This is a genomic window from Pseudomonas sp. H2_D02 (genome assembly GCF_054677635.1).
The window spans coordinates 4,124,103-4,140,533 of sequence record NZ_CP162816.1 but is presented as its reverse complement, the minus strand read 5'-3'; the positions used below and the strand labels follow the sequence as shown (position 1 = coordinate 4,140,533).

The window sequence follows — 16,431 nt, the reverse complement described above, 5'->3', positions numbered from 1 at the left end:
ATGCCAGCCCACTCCAGGACCGAGTTGGAGGATGCCCTTGCCGCGTGCAAAAGCAGCTTTCTTTCCGTTGCCTTCTTCAGTTTTTTCGTCAACCTGCTGATGCTGGTTCCCTCGTTCTACATGCTGCAGGTCTATGACCGTGCGGTCGCCAGCGCCAGCCTGTCGACCTTGTTGATGTTGACGCTGATCATGTTGCTCCTGTTGACCACGATGGGCGGACTGGAGTGGGTTCGGTCGCGGATCATGGTGCGGATCAGCACGCGCCTGGATACGTTGCTGGGCCAGCGCCTGTTCGACGCGAGTTTCAAGCAGGCGCTGACAAGCTGCGGCATGAACGCCACGGCCCAGCCCCTGAGCGATTTGAACGCGTTGCGCCAGTTCCTGACCGGCAACGGCCTCTTTGCGTTTTTCGACACGCCCTGGATTCCGATCTACCTGGCCGTCATGTTCATGTTCCATCCCTGGTACGGCTGGATGGGGCTGTTGAGCGCGGTGCTGTTGGGTACGCTGGCCTACGTCAATGAAAAACTCACCCAGGCACCGCTGCATGCGGCCAACCGCGAGCAGATGGCGGCTACCGCTTTCACCAACAAGAGCTTGCGCAACGCCGAGGTGGTTGAATCCATGGGCATGCTTGCCAGCTTGCGTCAGCGCTGGAGCGAGCAGACCCACACCGTTCTTTCCCTGCAGAGCCTCGCCAGTGACCGCGCCACGACGGTCGCGACCGTCTCCAGGACGTTCCGCCAGGTCGTCCAGTCGCTGGTGCTGGGCTTGGGTGCGTACCTGACGATCAATCACGAGATTTCGTCTGGGCTGATGATCGCCGGCTCCATTCTGCTGGGGCGAGCCCTGGCGCCCATCGATCAATTGATCGGCGTCTGGAAAGGCTTCCTGGGCGCACGATCGCAATATGCAAGGCTGCACCATTTGCTGGCAACGATCGCCGCCGAACCTGAGCGCATGTCCTTGCTTGGCACCCGAGGGCGCGATCCGGGTGGAAGGCCTTTCGGTTGGCGCGCCCAACCAGCGCAAACCGATTATCCGGAGCCTGACGTTCGAGGTGCCGGCAGGTTCCGTGGTGGGCATCATTGGTCCGAGCGGCGCGGGCAAGTCGACGCTGGCCAGGGCATTGCTCGGCATCTGGCCAAGCCTGGCGGGTACGGTGCGCCTGGACGGTGCGGACATCAGCCAATGGCGGCGGGACGAACTTGGCCCCTACATCGGTTACCTGCCGCAGGACATCGAGTTGTTCGAAGGCACAATCAGCCAGAACATTTCACGCTTCGGTCCGGTGGACGCACCAGCCGTGGTCGCTGCCGCGCGCATGGCCGGGGTGCATGAACTGGTTCTGCAATTGCCTGATGGCTACGACACCTTGATCGGGGCCAATGGCGGTGGCCTGTCCGGCGGCCAGCGCCAACGCATCGGCCTGGCCCGCGCGCTGTACGGCGAACCGCGCCTCGTATTGCTCGATGAACCGAACTCCAACCTGGACGATGCGGGCGAAAAGATGCTCGCCGAGGCGCTGCAAAAACTCAGGCAGAGCCGCGCCACGGTGTTTGTCATCACTCATCGGTCCGGCGTGCTGGCGCAGGTCGACAAACTGCTGGTCCTCAATCAGGGCGAACTGAGCCTGTTCGGGCCGCGCGACAAGGTCCTGGCGCGACTGCAGGCTGCCACGCCCGCGGCGCACCCGGCCGCCGCCATTGAATCGTAGGAAGCGGATGAGCCATTCGATGCAACAAATCAAGCCATCATCCGCCCCTGTCACCGGGTTTTCCATTGACGACAAACCGATACGGCGCATCGGCTATCTCATGTTGCTGGTGACATTCGGCCTGTTTGGCGGCTGGGCCACCCTGGCGCCGCTTGACAGCGCGGCACTGGCGCCGGGCGTGGTCACCGTCAAGAGCTACCGCAAGACCGTGCAGCACCTGGAAGGCGGCATCGTGCGCGAGCTGCGCGTGCATGACGGCGACCTGGTGAAGGCCGGTGATGTGCTGCTGGTGCTCGACAACACCCAGGCGCGCTCTGAAATGGAAGCGATGCGCAGCCAGTTGATCGCAGCGCTCGAGCTCGAAGCCCGACTGGTGGCCGAGCGTGATGGCTTGCCCGAGCCGCTGCCCGTCCCCGCCCTGGACCTCGCTGATGCTCGGGTGCGCGAGGCGCGCGACAGCGAAGCACGGATCTTCCAGACCCGGCGGACCTCCTTGCTCGGGGAAATCGCGTTGCAGGAGAAGTCCATCGGGCAAATCGAGGAACAGATTCGTGGCTACAGAGCGGTCGTCGCCAGCAAGCAAATGCTCGCGGCTTCCTATCAAGAAGAAATTGTCGATTTACGCGCGTTGTTGTCCGAAGGCTACGTGGACAAGCAGCGTTTGCGCGAGCAGGAGCGCAGCCTGGCCCGGCTGCAGGCCGAAATTGCGGAAAGCCAGTCCGCCAGCGCGCGGGCCAGGGTCCAGGCCGACGAAGCGCAGTTGAAGATCTTGCAGCTGAAAAAGACCTTTGCCAGTGAAGTCGCGGGTTTGCTGGGCGATGCCCGGACCAAGGTCTACGAACTGCGCGAGCGGTTGGCCACCCTGCAGGATCGCGATCAGCGCACCGATATCCTCGCGCCGGAATCCGGAAAGGTCATGGGCTTGACCGTGCATACCCTGGGCGCGGTGGTCAGCCCCGGGACGGCGCTGCTCGACATTGTCCCGGCCAACGAGGAGCTGATCGTCGAGGCCCAGGTTTCGCCAATGGACATTGACCGCATCGCGCCGGGCAAGCTGGCTGGCATCCGCTTCAGTGCGTTCAAAAGCAGTACCACGCCGGTCATCGAGGGCCAATTGGTACAGGTGTCTGCCGATCGGCTGGTCAACAAGGACACTGCAACCCCGTATTACCTGGCACGCGTGGCCTTGACCGATAAGGGGAGGCAGGCATTGGGCGGTCTTACCCTGGTGCCCGGGATGCCCGTCGAGGTGTTGATCAATACGGGGTCGCGAACGTTGTTGGAATACCTGATGCAGCCGGCCAGCAATGCATTTGCCCGTTCGTTGATCGAGGATTGATATGAAATCTCTGGTCGCGCTGTGGTTGGTCGCCCTGTCGTTTGGCGCCCTTGCGGACAATGGGCAGGTGTCTACCTATGTCGATCTCTGGCAGTTGCATCAAGAGGCGCAGGGCGCCGATCCGCGTGTCCTGCGGGCGCAGGCCTTGACTCGCAGTGGCGAAGGCAACGAGCGTGCGGCCTTCGGTCAATTGTTGCCGCAGCTCAATGCCAGCGGCAGCGTCAACCGCAGCCGGCGCGACGATGAGCTGAGCCGTATCCAGTACAACGGCAAGCGCATGGCGGTGATGCTCAACCAGGTCATCTACGACCCGCAGGTCTGGCGCAGTTATCAGCGCTACGTGGAGCTGGCGCGCCAGAGCGAATTTGAGTCCGATGACACGCGAGTGCAGGCCAGCGTTGACCTGTCCGAGCGCTATTTCGCCGTGCTTGCCGCCGAGGACGAATTGGCCCTGGTGCGCAGCGAGCTGGGCGCGACCGAGCGCAATCTCAAGCGCGTCAACGCCCTGTATGCGCGGCAGATGGCAATGGTGACCGACACGCTGGACCTGGAGGCGCGTGTGGATGCGCTCAAGGCTGACGAGATCGAAGCCGTCAACAAGGTCGAGGTCAGCCGCGAAGCCATTTCCGAATTGGTGGGGCGCGAGGTTCGCGAGCCGTTCAAGCGCATCGCCGAGAGTCCGGCGTTCAGTCTGCCGGCCCAAGCGCAGGATTACTGGGTGCAGACGGCGCTGGACAGCAACCCGGCGCTGCACGCTCGCGAACACAGCATTCGCGCCGCCGAAGCCGCCATCGGAGAAGCCAAGGCTGGCCATCTGCCCAAGCTGGGCCTGAACCTGATGGCGCAACGCAGCGACATCGGCTACGAAGGTGCGCTGGCGCCTCGTTCGGACAATCTGGTCGCGTCCCTGGACTTGCAGATGCCGCTCTACAGTGGCGGCACCACCCGCGCCCGGGTGTCGACTTCCGAGAGCGACAAGGAGGCCGCGCAACAAGAACTCGAGGCGTTACGGCGCCAAGTCATCAAGGAGACTCGCACGGCCTACCTGGGCATGACCGCCGAGCTAAGCCGTATCAAGGCGACGCATCGCGCGCTCGAATCGGCCGAGAAGTCGCGACTCGCCACGGAGAAGGCCTTTTCCTATGGCGTCAAGAATGCCGTGGACGTACTGGACAGCATCAAGGAGGAGTTTCGCGCGCGGCGTGATTTCTATCAGTCGCAGTACCGCTTCGTGACCAGCCTGCTTGTCCTGCATCGTTGGAGTGGCAGGTTGGGGGAGGGTGATATACGCAAGGCCAACGACTGGCTGGCTACCCCCGGTTCATCGGATGTGCGGTAGAAAAAATGATGGCCAAGTAATATTATTGGCGCCATTTTTCAGGCAATATTAACGACTTGTAGCGGCCGCATCCGGGAAGGGCCGCAGATCGCTCATAGGAAGCTTGTATGCCCAGTCCCCTTGGTTACTCCTCCGTTTCGTCTGCGAAATTGACCACTAACGTGCAGGTCAACAGCCTGCTATACGGCACTTATTGGACCGGTAGCGCGACCACGGGCACGTCGTTGACGTACAGCTTCCTATCGATGAACTCTTATTTCGCCAGGGATTACAGCGGGGATCAGGAATTCCGGTCCAGTTATTTCCTCACCTCGGCGCAACAGAACAGCATTACTAGCGCGCTCGGCACTTGGAGTTCGGTTTCCAATATCAAGTTTACGAAAGTCAATGACTCAGTCACCAACGCTGGTGACTTGCGGTTTGGCGGCTACATGGACATGCCCGATGGCTTTGCCGCCTGGGGCTATTTCCCTTCCAAGACCCCCAGTGGCGGCGACGTATGGATCGGTCCGGTCACCAACGACCCGAATCCCGTCAAGGGCACGTACGACTACATGACGTTCATGCACGAGATCGGCCACGCGCTGGGTCTCAAGCACCCGTTCTCGCCAAGTGCTACGAACAGCACCGTGTTGTCCTCTCAGTTCGATGACGTCCGTTACACGATCATGAGCTACAACAACAACTATTCGTATGAGCCCACCACACCGATGTTGCTGGACATCGCTGCCATCCAAAGCCTGTATGGCGCGAACAAGCAGTGGCAGGTCGGCAACAACAGCTATAGCTGGGCGGCCGATCAATCGGTTTTCGAGACTATCTGGGACGCCGACGGTGTTGACACCATCGATGCGAGCAACCAGGCGCAAGCTGTGCGTATCAACCTCAATGAAGGCCAGTTCAGCAAGATCGGCGCGACTTTCCAGAATCTCACTACCCAGACTGACTTCAACGAAGGGCTGGCGATTGCCTACGGTACCAAGATCGAAAACGCGATTGGCTCGGCCAACGACGATACGCTTATCGGCAACGCGTTGGACAACGTACTGAACGGTCGCGCTGGCGCAGACGTCATGATCGGTGGGTCAGGCAACGACACTTATGTCGTCGACAATATCAATGACGTCATCCAAGAAACCAGTGCGCTGAACAGCGGAGTCGACACTGTCCAGGCTTCCAGCAGTTACGTCCTGAGTGCCAATATCGAGACGTTGATCCTGACTGGCTTCGGCAACATCAACGGCACCGGCAACGCACTGAACAACCGCATCACCGGAACGCTTGGCGCCAACGTCCTGGACGGCGGCGCTGGCATCGACACGCTGGTCGGCGGCACCGGCAACGACACCTACGTGGTCGACAACCTCAAGGACGTGATCAGCGAAACCAGCACCCTGGCCAGCGAAATCGATACGGTGCGCGCCTCCTTGACCTGGAGCCTGGGCGCCAACCTGGAAAACCTCACGCTCACCGGCACCGCCAACCTCAACGGCAGCGGTAACGCGTTGAACAACGTGCTGACCGGCAACGCTGGCAACAACCTACTGGACGGCCTCGCCGGGCGCGACACCTTGGTCGGTGGCGCCGGTAACGACACGTATACCCTCGACAACGCGGGTGACAGCGTTGTCGAACTCGCGGACGAAGGCATCGATCTGGTCCGGACAGCGGTCAGCCATACCTTGTCCGCCAACGTCGAGAATGCAGTGTTGCTCGGCGTCGCCGCGCTCAACCTCACCGGCAACGCATCAAATAACAGCCTGATCGGCAACGCCGCCGCCAACGTGCTCAACGGCCTGGACGGTGCGGATACCCTCGACGGCGGCGTCGGTATCGACACCCTCATCGGTGGCACTGGCAACGACACCTACGTAGTCGACAACCTCAAGGACGTCATCAACGAAACCAGCACCTCGGCCTTGGAAATCGACAGCGTCCGCTCCTCGGTGAGCTGGACCCTGGGCAACAATCTGGAAAACCTCACGCTGACCGGTGTGGCCGCGATCAACGGCAGCGGCAACGCGCTGGACAACGTGCTGATCGGCAACGCCGCCGCCAACGTGCTCAACGGCCTGGGCGGCGCGGATAGCCTGGACGGTGGTGCCGACAACGATACTTACTACGTCGACAACCTCGGCGACACGGTGATCGAGCGCGGCGCGGCGCTGACTGAGATTGACAGCGTTGTTTCGTCCATCAGCTATGCGCTGGGCGCCAACCTCGAAAACCTGACACTCAGCGGTGCCGGCAGCATCAACGCTACCGGTAACGCGCTGAACAACCGCATCACCGGCAACGCTGGCGCCAACATCCTCGACGGTGGCCTCGGCATCGACACGCTGGTCGGCGGCACCGGTAACGACACCTACGTGGTCGACAACCTCAAGGACGTCGTCAGCGAAACCAGCACCCTGGCCGCTGAAGTCGACAGCGTACGGGCCTCGGTCAACTGGGTGCTGGGCGCCAACCTGGAAAACCTCACGCTGACCGGCAGCGCCAACCTCAACGGCAGCGGCAACGCGTTGAACAACGTGCTGACCGGCAACGACGGAAACAACCTGCTGGACGGCCTCGCCGGGCGCGATACCTTGGTCGGTGGCGCGGGTAACGACACGTATACCCTCGACAACGCGGGTGACAGCGTCGTAGAGCTTGCGGATGAAGGCATCGACCTGGTCCGGACAGCGGTCAGCCATACCTTGTCCGCCAACGTCGAGAATGCAGTGTTGCTCGGCGCCGCCGCGCTCAACCTCACCGGCAACGCATCAAATAACAGCCTGATCGGCAACGCCGCGGCGAACGTGCTCAATGGCATGGACGGTGCGGATACCCTCGACGGCGGCGCCGGTATCGACACCCTCATCGGTGGCACCGGCAACGACACCTACGTGGTCGACAACCTCAAGGACGTCATCAGCGAAACCAGCACCTCGGCTTCCGAAATCGACAGCGTTCGCTCCTCGGTGAGCTGGACCCTGGGCAGCAATCTGGAAAATCTCACGCTGACCGGCGCTGCCGCGATCAACGGCAGCGGCAACGCGCTGGACAATGTGCTGATCGGCAATGCCGCCGCCAACGTGCTTAACGGCCTGGGCGGCGCAGATAGCCTGGACGGTGGCGCCGGCAACGACACTTACTACGTCGACAACCTCGGCGACACGGTGATCGAGCGCGGCACGGCGCTGACCGAGATCGACAGCGTCGTTTCGTCCATCAGCTACGTGCTGGGTGCCAACCTCGAAAACCTGACACTCAGCGGCGCCGGCAGCATCAACGCTACCGGTAACGCGCTGAACAACCGCATCACCGGCAACGCTGGCGCCAACGTCCTCGACGGTGGCCTCGGCATTGACACGCTGGTCGGCGGCACCGGCAACGACACCTACGTGGTCGACAACCTCAAGGACGTGATCAGCGAAACCAGCACCCTGGCCGGTGAAGTCGACAGCATACGGGCCTCGGTCAACTGGGTGCTGGGCGCCAACCTGGAAAACCTCACGCTGACCGGCAGCGCCAACCTCAACGGCAGCGGCAACGCGTTGAACAACGTGCTGACCGGCAACGACGGAAACAACCTGCTGGACGGCCTCGCCGGGCGCGATACCTTGGTCGGTGGCGCGGGTAACGACACGTATACCCTCGACAACGCGGGTGACAGCGTCGTAGAGCTTGCGGATGAAGGCATCGACCTGGTCCGGACAGCGGTCAGCCATACCTTGTCCGCCAACGTCGAGAATGCAGTGTTGCTCGGCGTCGCCGCGCTCAACCTCACCGGCAACGCATCAAATAACAGCCTGATCGGCAACGCCGCCGCCAACGTACTCAACGGCATGGACGGTGCGGATACCCTCGACGGCGGCGCCGGCGATCGACACCCTCATTGGTGGCACGGGCAACGACACCTACGTGGTCGACAACCTCAAGGATGTGATCAGCGAAACCAGCACCTCGGCCAGCGAAATCGACAGCGTGCGTTCCTCGGTGAGCTGGACCCTGGGCAACAACCTGGAAAACCTCACGTTGACCGGCGTTGCCGCGATCAACGGCAGCGGCAACGCGCTGGACAACGTGTTGATCGGCAATGCCGCCGCCAACGTGCTCAACGGTGGCGCAGGCAACGATCGTCTCGATGGCGGTGCTGGCAACGACACTCTGATTGGCGGGGCGGGGACCGACACCCTGACGGGCGGCGTCGGAGCTGATCGTTTCGTTTTCAGTTCGTTGAGTGAGTTGGGCAAGGACGGGGCGGGCGACGTCATCCTCGATTTCAGCCGCCTGCAAGGCGACAAGATCGATCTGTCGAAACTGGATGCCAATGCGCTGACGCCACTGTTCAACAAGTTCAGCTTTGTCGATGCAGGGGATTTCACTGGCGCGGGGCAGTTGCGCTTCGTTGATCATGTGCTCTACGGCAACGTCAACGATGATCTGGGCGCGGACTTCGAAATCCAGTTGGTTGGTGTCAATACCTTCAACGCCAACGATCTGGTCGCCTGAAAACAAGTTCGGGGCTCGGTGAAAACACACCCGGGCCCCGAACATTCCCTTCGGGATTCGGATCAGAACAGTTGGGTGAACAACCAGTAAAGGCTGCCGGACAACAGGATGGCGGCTGGCAGCGTGAGCACCCAGGCCATCAGCAGGTTGCGGATCGTGCGCATCTGCAGGCCACCGCCGTTGGCGACCATCGTGCCGGCCACGCCCGAGGACAGCACATGGGTGGTGGACACCGGCAGGCCGAACACGTCGGCAGCGCCAATGGTCAGCATCGCGACCGTTTCAGCCGAGGCGCCTTGGGCGTAGGTGAGGTGCGACTTGCCGATTTTCTCTCCCACCGTCACCACGATGCGTTTCCAGCCGACCATGGTGCCCAGGCCAAGGGCGATGGCCACGGCGATCTTCACCCATAGCGGAATGAACCGCGTCGAATTGTCGATCTGCTGCTTGAACAGTTGCAGCTTGTCCCGGGTGTCGGCATCAAAGTCGCCGACCTTGTTCTTGTCCATCAGGCGAATGGTTTCGCTGGTCAGGTACATGTCGTTGCGCACGTTGCCCACGGCTTCGACGGGCACCTTCGCCAGCGAGCCGTAGCCTTTGACCTCGGCACCGATGCTGCCGGTCATCGCGGCAAGGGCCGGCACCAGTTGTGGCGTGGCCTGCTTGCTGCTGACGTAGGCAGACAGGATAGGGCGCGGGTCGGCCGGCGCCGGCGAGGGCGAGTGCTTGACCAGGGCTTGTTGCGTGACTTCAGCCACCGCGGCGAATTGAAGTGCCTGGTCGGCAGGCATCGTGCGGTTGAGTGCATACGCCATCGGCAGGGTGCCCACCAGGATCAGCATGATCAGGCCCATGCCTTTCTGGCCGTCGTTGGAACCGTGGGCGAACGAAACACCGGTGCACGTCAGGATCAGCAGGCCGCGAATCCACCAAGGTGGCGGTGTGTTGCCTTCAGGTGCCTTGTACAGCGCGCGATTCTTGACGAAAGCCCGCAGCGCCAGCAACAGCAACGCGGCGCAGCCGAAGCCTACCAGCGGTGACAAAAGCAGCGCGTAGCCGATCTTGGTCGCCTGGGCCCAGTCCACGCCGCTGGTGCCATCGCGACCGTGCATCAGCGCATTGGCGACGCCGACGCCGATGATCGAACCAATCAGCGTGTGGGAAGACGAGGCCGGCAGGCCCAGCCACCAGGTGCCGAGGTTCCAGAGGATCGCGGCGATCAGCAACGCGAAGATCATGGCGAAACCGGCGGAGGAACCGACCTGCAGGATCAGCTCCACCGGCAGCAAGGCGATGATGCCGAAAGCCACCGCGCCACTGGACAGCAACACCCCAAGGAAATTGAAGAAACCCGACCAGGCCACCGCGAAATTGGGGGCCATGGAGTTGGTATAGATAACCGTGGCCACGGCGTTGGCGGTGTCGTGGAAACCGTTGACGAACTCAAAGCCCAGCGCGATCAGCAGCGCGACACCCAGCAGCAGGAACGGTGTCCACGTGGTCACCACGGTGCCGAGCTCGTTCATGTCGTGCATCAAGCTGTAGGCAGTGAACAAAAGGCCGATGCCCAGCACCGCGAAAAAAATCGCCAGGGTCATCATGCTCGGTTTGCGATCCAGCTGCGGTCTCGAAGGGGAGGCGACCGAGCCCGACAGGTTGGAAGCCAGGGTAGGCGTTGTCATGGTGGGAAACTCGCGAAATAGGAGGCATTCCCGATCCTAGTCGCACTTTGTTACAAAGCGGTGATGGTGGTAATTCCGGGATTGTTTCATCGGTGAAACGTTTTTTTGCTGATGATCGCAGCAAGTTCAGTAACGGTTCCGGTGAAGCCTGTCGGACAGACTACGGTTCTGGCGAACAAAGCATGGCGTGATCAATTAGATGTCGATCAAAATCAAAACTGTTGACGTTTATGATTATGCTCATCATCATAGATTTGCCCGACACGCTTCGATGCCGGCCCCGACCCTGCTGCCCGAGGAAAACTTCATGACAATCCACAAACCCGTAGCATTGGTAACAGGCGCTTCGTCCGGTATCGGAGAGGCCATCGCCGTCAAGCTCGTTGCGGCGGGCTACAAGGTCTATGGCACCAGCCGCAGAGGCGTCCAGTCGGATCAACGGCCGTTTGCCATGCTGGCGCTGGACGTGACCGAGGATGCCTCTGTCGAGCACGCTGTGCAGGAGTTGTTGCAGTTGGAGGGCCGTATCGATCTGCTGGTCAACAATGCCGGTTTCGGGCTCGCGCCTGCGGCGGCGGAAGAGAGCTCCATCGAGCAGGCCAAGGCGGTTTTCGATACCAATTTCATGGGCGTTGTCCGGATGACTCGCGCTGTTGTGCCCCACATGCGGCGCCAGGGCAGCGGTCGCATCATCAACATCGGTTCGATCCTCGGCGTCGTGGCCGTGCCTTATGTGGCGCTCTACGTCGCGAGCAAACATGCGGTAGATGGCTATTCTCAAGCCCTGGACCACGAACTGCGCACCCATGGCATCCGGGTCACTGTGATCGAACCCGGCTATACCCGGACCTCGTTCGAAAGCAACAGCCTGGAGGCTGACGCCAAGCTGGACCTGTACGAAGATATTCGCGTAAAGGTCACCAAAGTCGTCAACCAGGCGATGGCGACCGCCGAAAGCGCAGATGTGGTGGCTCACGTGGTGCTCAAGGCGGCGCGGGCCGAGCGTCCCAAGCTGCGCTATACCGCTGGCAAGGCGGCGGCGCAGTTGCAATGGATGCGTCGCTTCGCCCCGGCTGGCGTTCTGGATACGGGTATCCGCAAAGCCATGCAGCTTGCGTGAGTCTGCCCCGTCCAGCCGCTTGCCCGTAGTCCCAATCCTTCAATCGAACAGGAAACATGACAATGACTTTCAAGGCGCTGCTCACCACTAAAGCCGACGATGTGATTTCCACCCGCCTGGTCGATTTCAAGGATGAGGACCTGATGGCCGGCGACGTTACCGTGGCGATCGAGTACTCGACGGTGAATTACAAGGACGCCATGGCCCTCAGCGGGCGTTCGCCGGTCATCCGCCAGTTCCCGTTGATTCCGGGCATCGACTTCGCCGACATCGTCGAAACGTCGAGCCACGCCGGTTTCCAAACTGGTGATCGGGTGCTGGTCAATGGCTGGGGGCTGAGCCAGACCCACCACGGTGGCTTTGCCCAGAAGGCGCGGGTGAGTGGCGACTGGCTGGTGAAAATCCCGGAGGCGTTTTCAACCCAACAAGCCATGGCCATCGGCACCGCCGGCTACACGGCGATGCTCAGCGTCCTGGCGCTGGAACACGGCGGCCTGACACCCGAGCGTGGCGATATCCTGGTGACCGGTGCCAATGGCGGCGCCGGCTCGGTGGCGATCGCGTTGTTGTCCGGCCTGGGTTATCGGGTGATCGCCTCGACCGGACGGCAGGAAGAGGCCGATTACCTGCGCGACTTAGGTGCGGCCGAAATCATCGATCGCCGCACCTTGTCAGAGCCCGGCGCGCCGATTGCGAAGGAGCGTTGGGCGGGTGTCATCGACTCGGTCGGCAGCCATACCTTGGCCAATGCCTTGGCCCAGACCCAGTACCGCGGGGTTGTCGCTGCCTTCGGCCTGGCCCAGGGCGCGGACCTGCCCGGCTCGGTGCTGCCGTTTATCCTGCGCAACGTGACCCTGGCGGGTATCGACTCGGTAAACGCTCCGCAAGCTGCGCGCTTGCAGGCCTGGTCGCGACTGGCCCGGGATCTTGATGTCAACAAGCTTGCCCGCACCACCCAGGTGATTGGCTTGGCCGAGGTTCCGGCAGTGGCTGCCCGGGTGTTGCAAGGGCAGGTTCGCGGGCGCACGGTCGTCGACGTGAACGCATGAACACTCGATAAGGAGGCATTCCATGACGGTGCCAAGGCCCCTGGTCGTCACAGCATGCGGCGTAAGACGTCGCTGCGAGGGTCACGGTCGAAGAACCGGTGCTTGAGGGCGCCGGCGATGTGCACCAGGACCAGGCCGAGCAGGGTATAGGCGAGTACCTTGTGCAGCCACTGGAAGACCACGAACCAATCGTCATTCTTGCCAAGAAGCTCCGGAAGGTTCACGCCAAAAAAGAACACCCCATCGCTCATCGTGTAGGTGCTCGACATCGAATAGCCCATCAACGGCACGATCACCAGCAGGGCATACAGGGTGCGGTGCGCCAGCCTTGATGAAACTCTCTCATACCGCGCCAATGTCTCCGGCGGTTGCGGCAGCCTGGGCGTGCTTATGCGCAGGGCGATCTGGATCAGGACCACCAGGAACACCAACACCCCAAAGGATTTGTGCCACGGGTAGTACAGCTCATATTTGCTTGCCACTTCGTCATTCAGCCCGGTCATGTGCCAGCCGGCCCAGAGGAGGCCTGCGACGAGCAAGGCGCGCACCCAGTGCAAAATACGCAGGGACGTCGGATACCGATCAATTATTGTTTGATTTGCCGGACTCATCGCAGTCTCTCCAAGGATCATCAACGCATCGAAATGCACCTCGAACGGTCCCTGCCAGCTCGCATTGCAGGGCCGTTCGGTCAGTGCGGGTTTTGTTCTCAGCCGGGCAGCAACACGGTGATGACCTTCTCTTCGGTGTAGGCCTGTGCGCCGCTGAACCCACCTTCACGCCCGATGCCGCTGGACTTGACGCCGCCCCAAGGCAGGTTGGCGTCCAGTGGGCTCCAGCAATTGACGCCGACGGCACCGGCCTTCACCGCGGCGGCCACGCGATGGGCTCGCACCAGGTCGGCCGTCCAGATCGTGGCCGCCAGGCCGTAAGTGGAGTCGTTGGCCAGCGCGATGGCCTCTTCTTCGCTGTCGAACGTGATCACCGTGCCTACGGGGCCGAAGATCTCGTCCCGGGCGATCGCCATGTCATTGCGGGCATTGGCGAAAATCGTCGGCTGGACGAACCAGCCCTGGCCAGCATTCGATACGCCGCCCGCCAATAGCGAGGCGCCTTGTTCGATGCCCAGTTGGATGTAGCGGTTGACGCGGTCGAATTGCGCCTTCTTGGCCACCGGGCCCATCTGGACGCCAGGCTGGCGTGGGTCGCCGACCTTGACTGCGCGCGCGGCGTCGGCGAGCGCGGCGGCGAAGCGTTCGGCGATGCCGCGCTGGACCAGGATGCGCGAGCCGGCCGCGCAGATTTGTCCCTGATTGGCGAACAGGCCGAGGGAGCAACCGAAGAGCGCGTCGTCGAAGGAGGCATCGTCGAAGACAATCTGCGGACTCTTGCCGCCCAGCTCCAATGCCACGCGCTTGAACAACACACCGGCGGTGCGCTGGATCTCGCGCCCGGCCTCGGGGCTGCCGGTGAAGCTGATCTTGGCCACGTGCGGGTGCTCGCACAGGGCGCGGCCGACCTCGTCGCCGTAGCCGGTGACGACGTTGATGACACCGTCGGGGAAGCCCGCTTGCTGAGCCAGCGCCGCCAGGTGCAGGGCTGATTGTGGCGTTTCTTCCGACGGCTTGACGACCACCGTGCAGCCCGCCGCCAACAACGCGGCGAGCTTCCAGACGGTGATCATCAGTGGTGAGTTCCAGGGAACGATGGCACCGACCACACCCACCGGTTCCCGCACCGTGTAGGACAGGGTCTTGGTGCCGAAATAGCCACCAGTGGGAATGGTGCGCCCTTCGAGCTGATTCGCCCAGCCGGCGGCGGCACGCAGGTTGGCGATCGCGTTGGGGATGTCCAGCCGGCGTGGTTCGACCGGTGAACGGCCGATGGCGTTGGCGTCCAGGTCGGCCAGCAATTCGGTGTCGCGCTCGACCAGGTCCGCCAGTTTCGACAGCAGCCGACCGCGCTGGGCTCCGTCGAGTTGGCGCCAGGCGCCATGCTCAAGTTGCTGGCGTGCCGCGCTCACGGCGCGGTCCACATCCTCGGCGGTGCCGCGGGCGGTGCTGCCGTAAGTCTGTTCTGTCACCGGATCGACGAGCGCGATGCGACGACCGTCCGAAGCTTCGAAGGTCGTGCCTTCGATGAAGTGATTGAAATGCTGGGTCATTTTTGCGATCCGTAATGAGGTGAGATGGACACTCAAGCCTTCAAGGAGGCCAGGGCATCGCCAAAAATGTCCAAGGCCTTGAAGAACAGCGAACGAGGGATCGTCAGCGAGGGCATGACCCGCATCACGTTGCTGTAGCGACCGCAGGGAATCATCAGCACGCCGTGGTTCAGCAAGTAGCCCATGATCTGGCCGATCTTCGCCGGCGCCAGTGGCGCCTTGGTGATTGGGTCCTCCACCAGCTCGATTCCGATCATCAGGCCGCGACCGCGCACTTCGCCGATGAGGGGGCTGTCGAAGCCACGGATGCGCTCCTGGGCTTCGAGCCCGAGGGTGTGAGCACGGTTGAGCAGATCGAGTTCTGGATCCTGGAGAATGCTGATGTTGGTCAGGGCCACAGCGGCGGACAGCGAGTTGGCGGCAAAGGTGTTGGGCACCGATCCATCGGGAATCGCGGCCGCCAGGTCCGAGCGCATGATCAGGCCGGCCATGGGCAGGTCGCTGCCGATGCCTTTGCCGAAGGTGAGCATGTCGGGCTTCACGCCTGAGTGCTCGACCGCCCACATCTTGCCGGTGCGCCCGGCGCCGGACTGCACTTCGTCGACGATCAGCAACGCACCGCTGCGGTCGCAGGCCTGGCGCAACAACTGCAGGAACTCCGGTGAGGGAGGCACGTAGCCGCCTTCGCCCTGTACCGGTTCCACGATCACGGCGGCTACATCATCGGCGGCGGTGTAGGGCGTGTTGAGCAGGTAGTCCACGTATTCGCCGGCAATCTGCTCGGCGCTTTTGTGCGTGGTGTCGAACGGGAAACGATAGGCATAAGGGTAGGGCGCATGAATGACGCCACCCATCTGGGCACCGTAGCCCTTGCGGTAGGCCGTGCCCGTGGTCAGCGCGCCCGATGCGTTCCAGACGCCGTGGTAGCCGCCATGGAAAGCGATGATCTGATGGCGTCCGGTGATGCGCTTGGCGAACTTGATCGCGGCTTCCAGGGCATCGCTGCCGCTTTGCGTGAAGAAGGTGATGCAGTCGCCGCGCAGTCCGTCGGGCGCGATCTCGGCGATCTTGGCGGCCAGTTCGGTGCGCCGGGTGCTGTTGACTTCCAGGGCGTGCATCAACACTTCGGACTGTTCACGGATGGCCTGCACGACCTTCGGGTGGCAGCGGCCTACGCTGCTGACGCCCACGCCAGCGGACAAATCGATGTAGGTATTGCCATCCGGGTCCTTGAAAGTTGCGCCAAAGGCACGGTCCATGGCGACGGGCATGCGTGCGCCGCCGCGCGCCATCGACTCGGTACGCGCCGACAATGCCAGGGCCTCGGTGGTCTTGGGGCCGGGGATGGTGGAAATGATCCGCGGGGCGTCCGCGAAATGTAGGGATTCAAGTTTGGCTTCACTCATGACGGTCTCTCAGGATGTCGATTTTCAGTGTCTCGATCATCCCCGCCGCCTGTTCGCAGCCGTTAGCCCGAATCGGCACATTGCCAGCGTCGTTGGAGCACTAAAGTGAGCGGTGTAC

The 16,431-nt window shown here is 62.2% G+C and carries 10 protein-coding genes and 1 pseudogene; 7 read left to right on the top strand and 4 right to left on the bottom strand.

The window, feature by feature from the left end:
* The 5 genes and pseudogenes from AB4N42_RS18950 (at position 1) to AB4N42_RS18930 (ending at position 8,892) form a co-directional block, all read left to right on the top strand.
* Positions 1-1,717: pseudogene (locus AB4N42_RS18950) on the top strand (type I secretion system permease/ATPase).
* Between the two features lie 19 nt (positions 1,718-1,736).
* Positions 1,737-3,056, top strand: coding sequence for an HlyD family type I secretion periplasmic adaptor subunit (locus AB4N42_RS18945; RefSeq protein ID WP_460115157.1), 1,320 nt, complete (start codon positions 1,737-1,739; stop codon positions 3,054-3,056).
* A 1-nt stretch (position 3,057) separates the two neighbouring features.
* Entirely contained in the window at positions 3,058-4,395 is a 1,338-nt protein-coding gene (locus AB4N42_RS18940) for a TolC family protein (protein WP_460115156.1), read from the top strand.
* 107 nt (positions 4,396-4,502) lie between these two features.
* Positions 4,503-8,597 carry a M10 family metallopeptidase C-terminal domain-containing protein gene (locus AB4N42_RS18935; RefSeq protein WP_460115155.1) on the top strand — a complete coding sequence of 1,365 codons (4,095 nt, stop codon included), beginning with the start codon at positions 4,503-4,505 and terminating at the stop codon, positions 8,595-8,597.
* A complete protein-coding gene (locus AB4N42_RS18930; RefSeq protein ID WP_460116405.1) occupies positions 8,491-8,892 on the top strand; it encodes a M10 family metallopeptidase C-terminal domain-containing protein in 402 nt (133 codons plus the stop codon). The genes AB4N42_RS18935 and AB4N42_RS18930 overlap by 107 nt, the downstream gene beginning before the upstream one ends.
* Positions 8,893-8,954: 62 nt before the next feature.
* Here AB4N42_RS18930 and AB4N42_RS18925 read toward each other — a convergent pair whose 3' ends face one another.
* Entirely contained in the window at positions 8,955-10,574 is a 1,620-nt protein-coding gene (locus AB4N42_RS18925) for an inorganic phosphate transporter (RefSeq protein WP_030138690.1), read from the bottom strand.
* A 307-nt stretch (positions 10,575-10,881) separates the two neighbouring features.
* On the opposite strand from AB4N42_RS18925, the gene AB4N42_RS18920 reads away from it, so the two are divergent.
* Positions 10,882-11,694: an oxidoreductase gene (locus tag AB4N42_RS18920; protein ID WP_460115154.1), complete on the top strand. Its 813-nt coding sequence runs from the start codon at positions 10,882-10,884 to the stop codon at positions 11,692-11,694.
* A gap of 62 nt (positions 11,695-11,756) precedes the next feature.
* Entirely contained in the window at positions 11,757-12,743 is a 987-nt protein-coding gene (acuI, locus tag AB4N42_RS18915; RefSeq protein WP_460115153.1) for an acrylyl-CoA reductase (NADPH), read from the top strand.
* A 47-nt stretch (positions 12,744-12,790) separates the two neighbouring features.
* Here acuI and AB4N42_RS18910 read toward each other — a convergent pair whose 3' ends face one another.
* The 3 genes from AB4N42_RS18910 to AB4N42_RS18900 all read right to left on the bottom strand — a co-directional run bounded on the left by AB4N42_RS18910 (position 12,791) and on the right by AB4N42_RS18900 (position 16,313).
* Entirely contained in the window at positions 12,791-13,354 is a 564-nt protein-coding gene (locus AB4N42_RS18910) for a cytochrome b (RefSeq protein WP_217861905.1), read from the bottom strand.
* A gap of 98 nt (positions 13,355-13,452) precedes the next feature.
* On the bottom strand, positions 13,453-14,907 hold the full coding sequence (locus tag AB4N42_RS18905) for an aldehyde dehydrogenase family protein (RefSeq protein ID WP_460115152.1): 1,455 nt from the start codon (positions 14,905-14,907) through the stop codon (positions 13,453-13,455).
* A 32-nt stretch (positions 14,908-14,939) separates the two neighbouring features.
* The gene (locus tag AB4N42_RS18900; protein WP_030138695.1) at positions 14,940-16,313 is read right to left on the bottom strand and encodes an aspartate aminotransferase family protein; all 1,374 of its coding nucleotides are present in this window, start codon (positions 16,311-16,313) and stop codon (positions 14,940-14,942) included.
* Between the last annotated feature and the right edge of the window lie 118 nt (positions 16,314-16,431).

What these genes read in the sequence shown, in the direction of transcription:
- AB4N42_RS18935 (WP_460115155.1), top strand. Translation starts at nt 4,503, where the DNA reads ATGCCCAGTCCCCTTGGTTACTCCTCCGTTTCGTCTGCGAAATTGACC.
- AB4N42_RS18940 (WP_460115156.1), top strand. Translation starts at nt 3,058, where the DNA reads ATGAAATCTCTGGTCGCGCTGTGGTTGGTCGCCCTGTCGTTTGGCGCC.
- AB4N42_RS18910 (WP_217861905.1), bottom strand. Translation starts at nt 13,354, where the DNA reads ATGAGTCCGGCAAATCAAACAATAATTGATCGGTATCCGACGTCCCTG.
- AB4N42_RS18925 (WP_030138690.1), bottom strand. Translation starts at nt 10,574, where the DNA reads ATGACAACGCCTACCCTGGCTTCCAACCTGTCGGGCTCGGTCGCCTCC.
- AB4N42_RS18945 (WP_460115157.1), top strand. Translation starts at nt 1,737, where the DNA reads ATGCAACAAATCAAGCCATCATCCGCCCCTGTCACCGGGTTTTCCATT.
- AB4N42_RS18920 (WP_460115154.1), top strand. Translation starts at nt 10,882, where the DNA reads ATGACAATCCACAAACCCGTAGCATTGGTAACAGGCGCTTCGTCCGGT.
- acuI (WP_460115153.1), top strand. Translation starts at nt 11,757, where the DNA reads ATGACTTTCAAGGCGCTGCTCACCACTAAAGCCGACGATGTGATTTCC.
- AB4N42_RS18905 (WP_460115152.1), bottom strand. Translation starts at nt 14,907, where the DNA reads ATGACCCAGCATTTCAATCACTTCATCGAAGGCACGACCTTCGAAGCT.
- AB4N42_RS18900 (WP_030138695.1), bottom strand. Translation starts at nt 16,313, where the DNA reads ATGAGTGAAGCCAAACTTGAATCCCTACATTTCGCGGACGCCCCGCGG.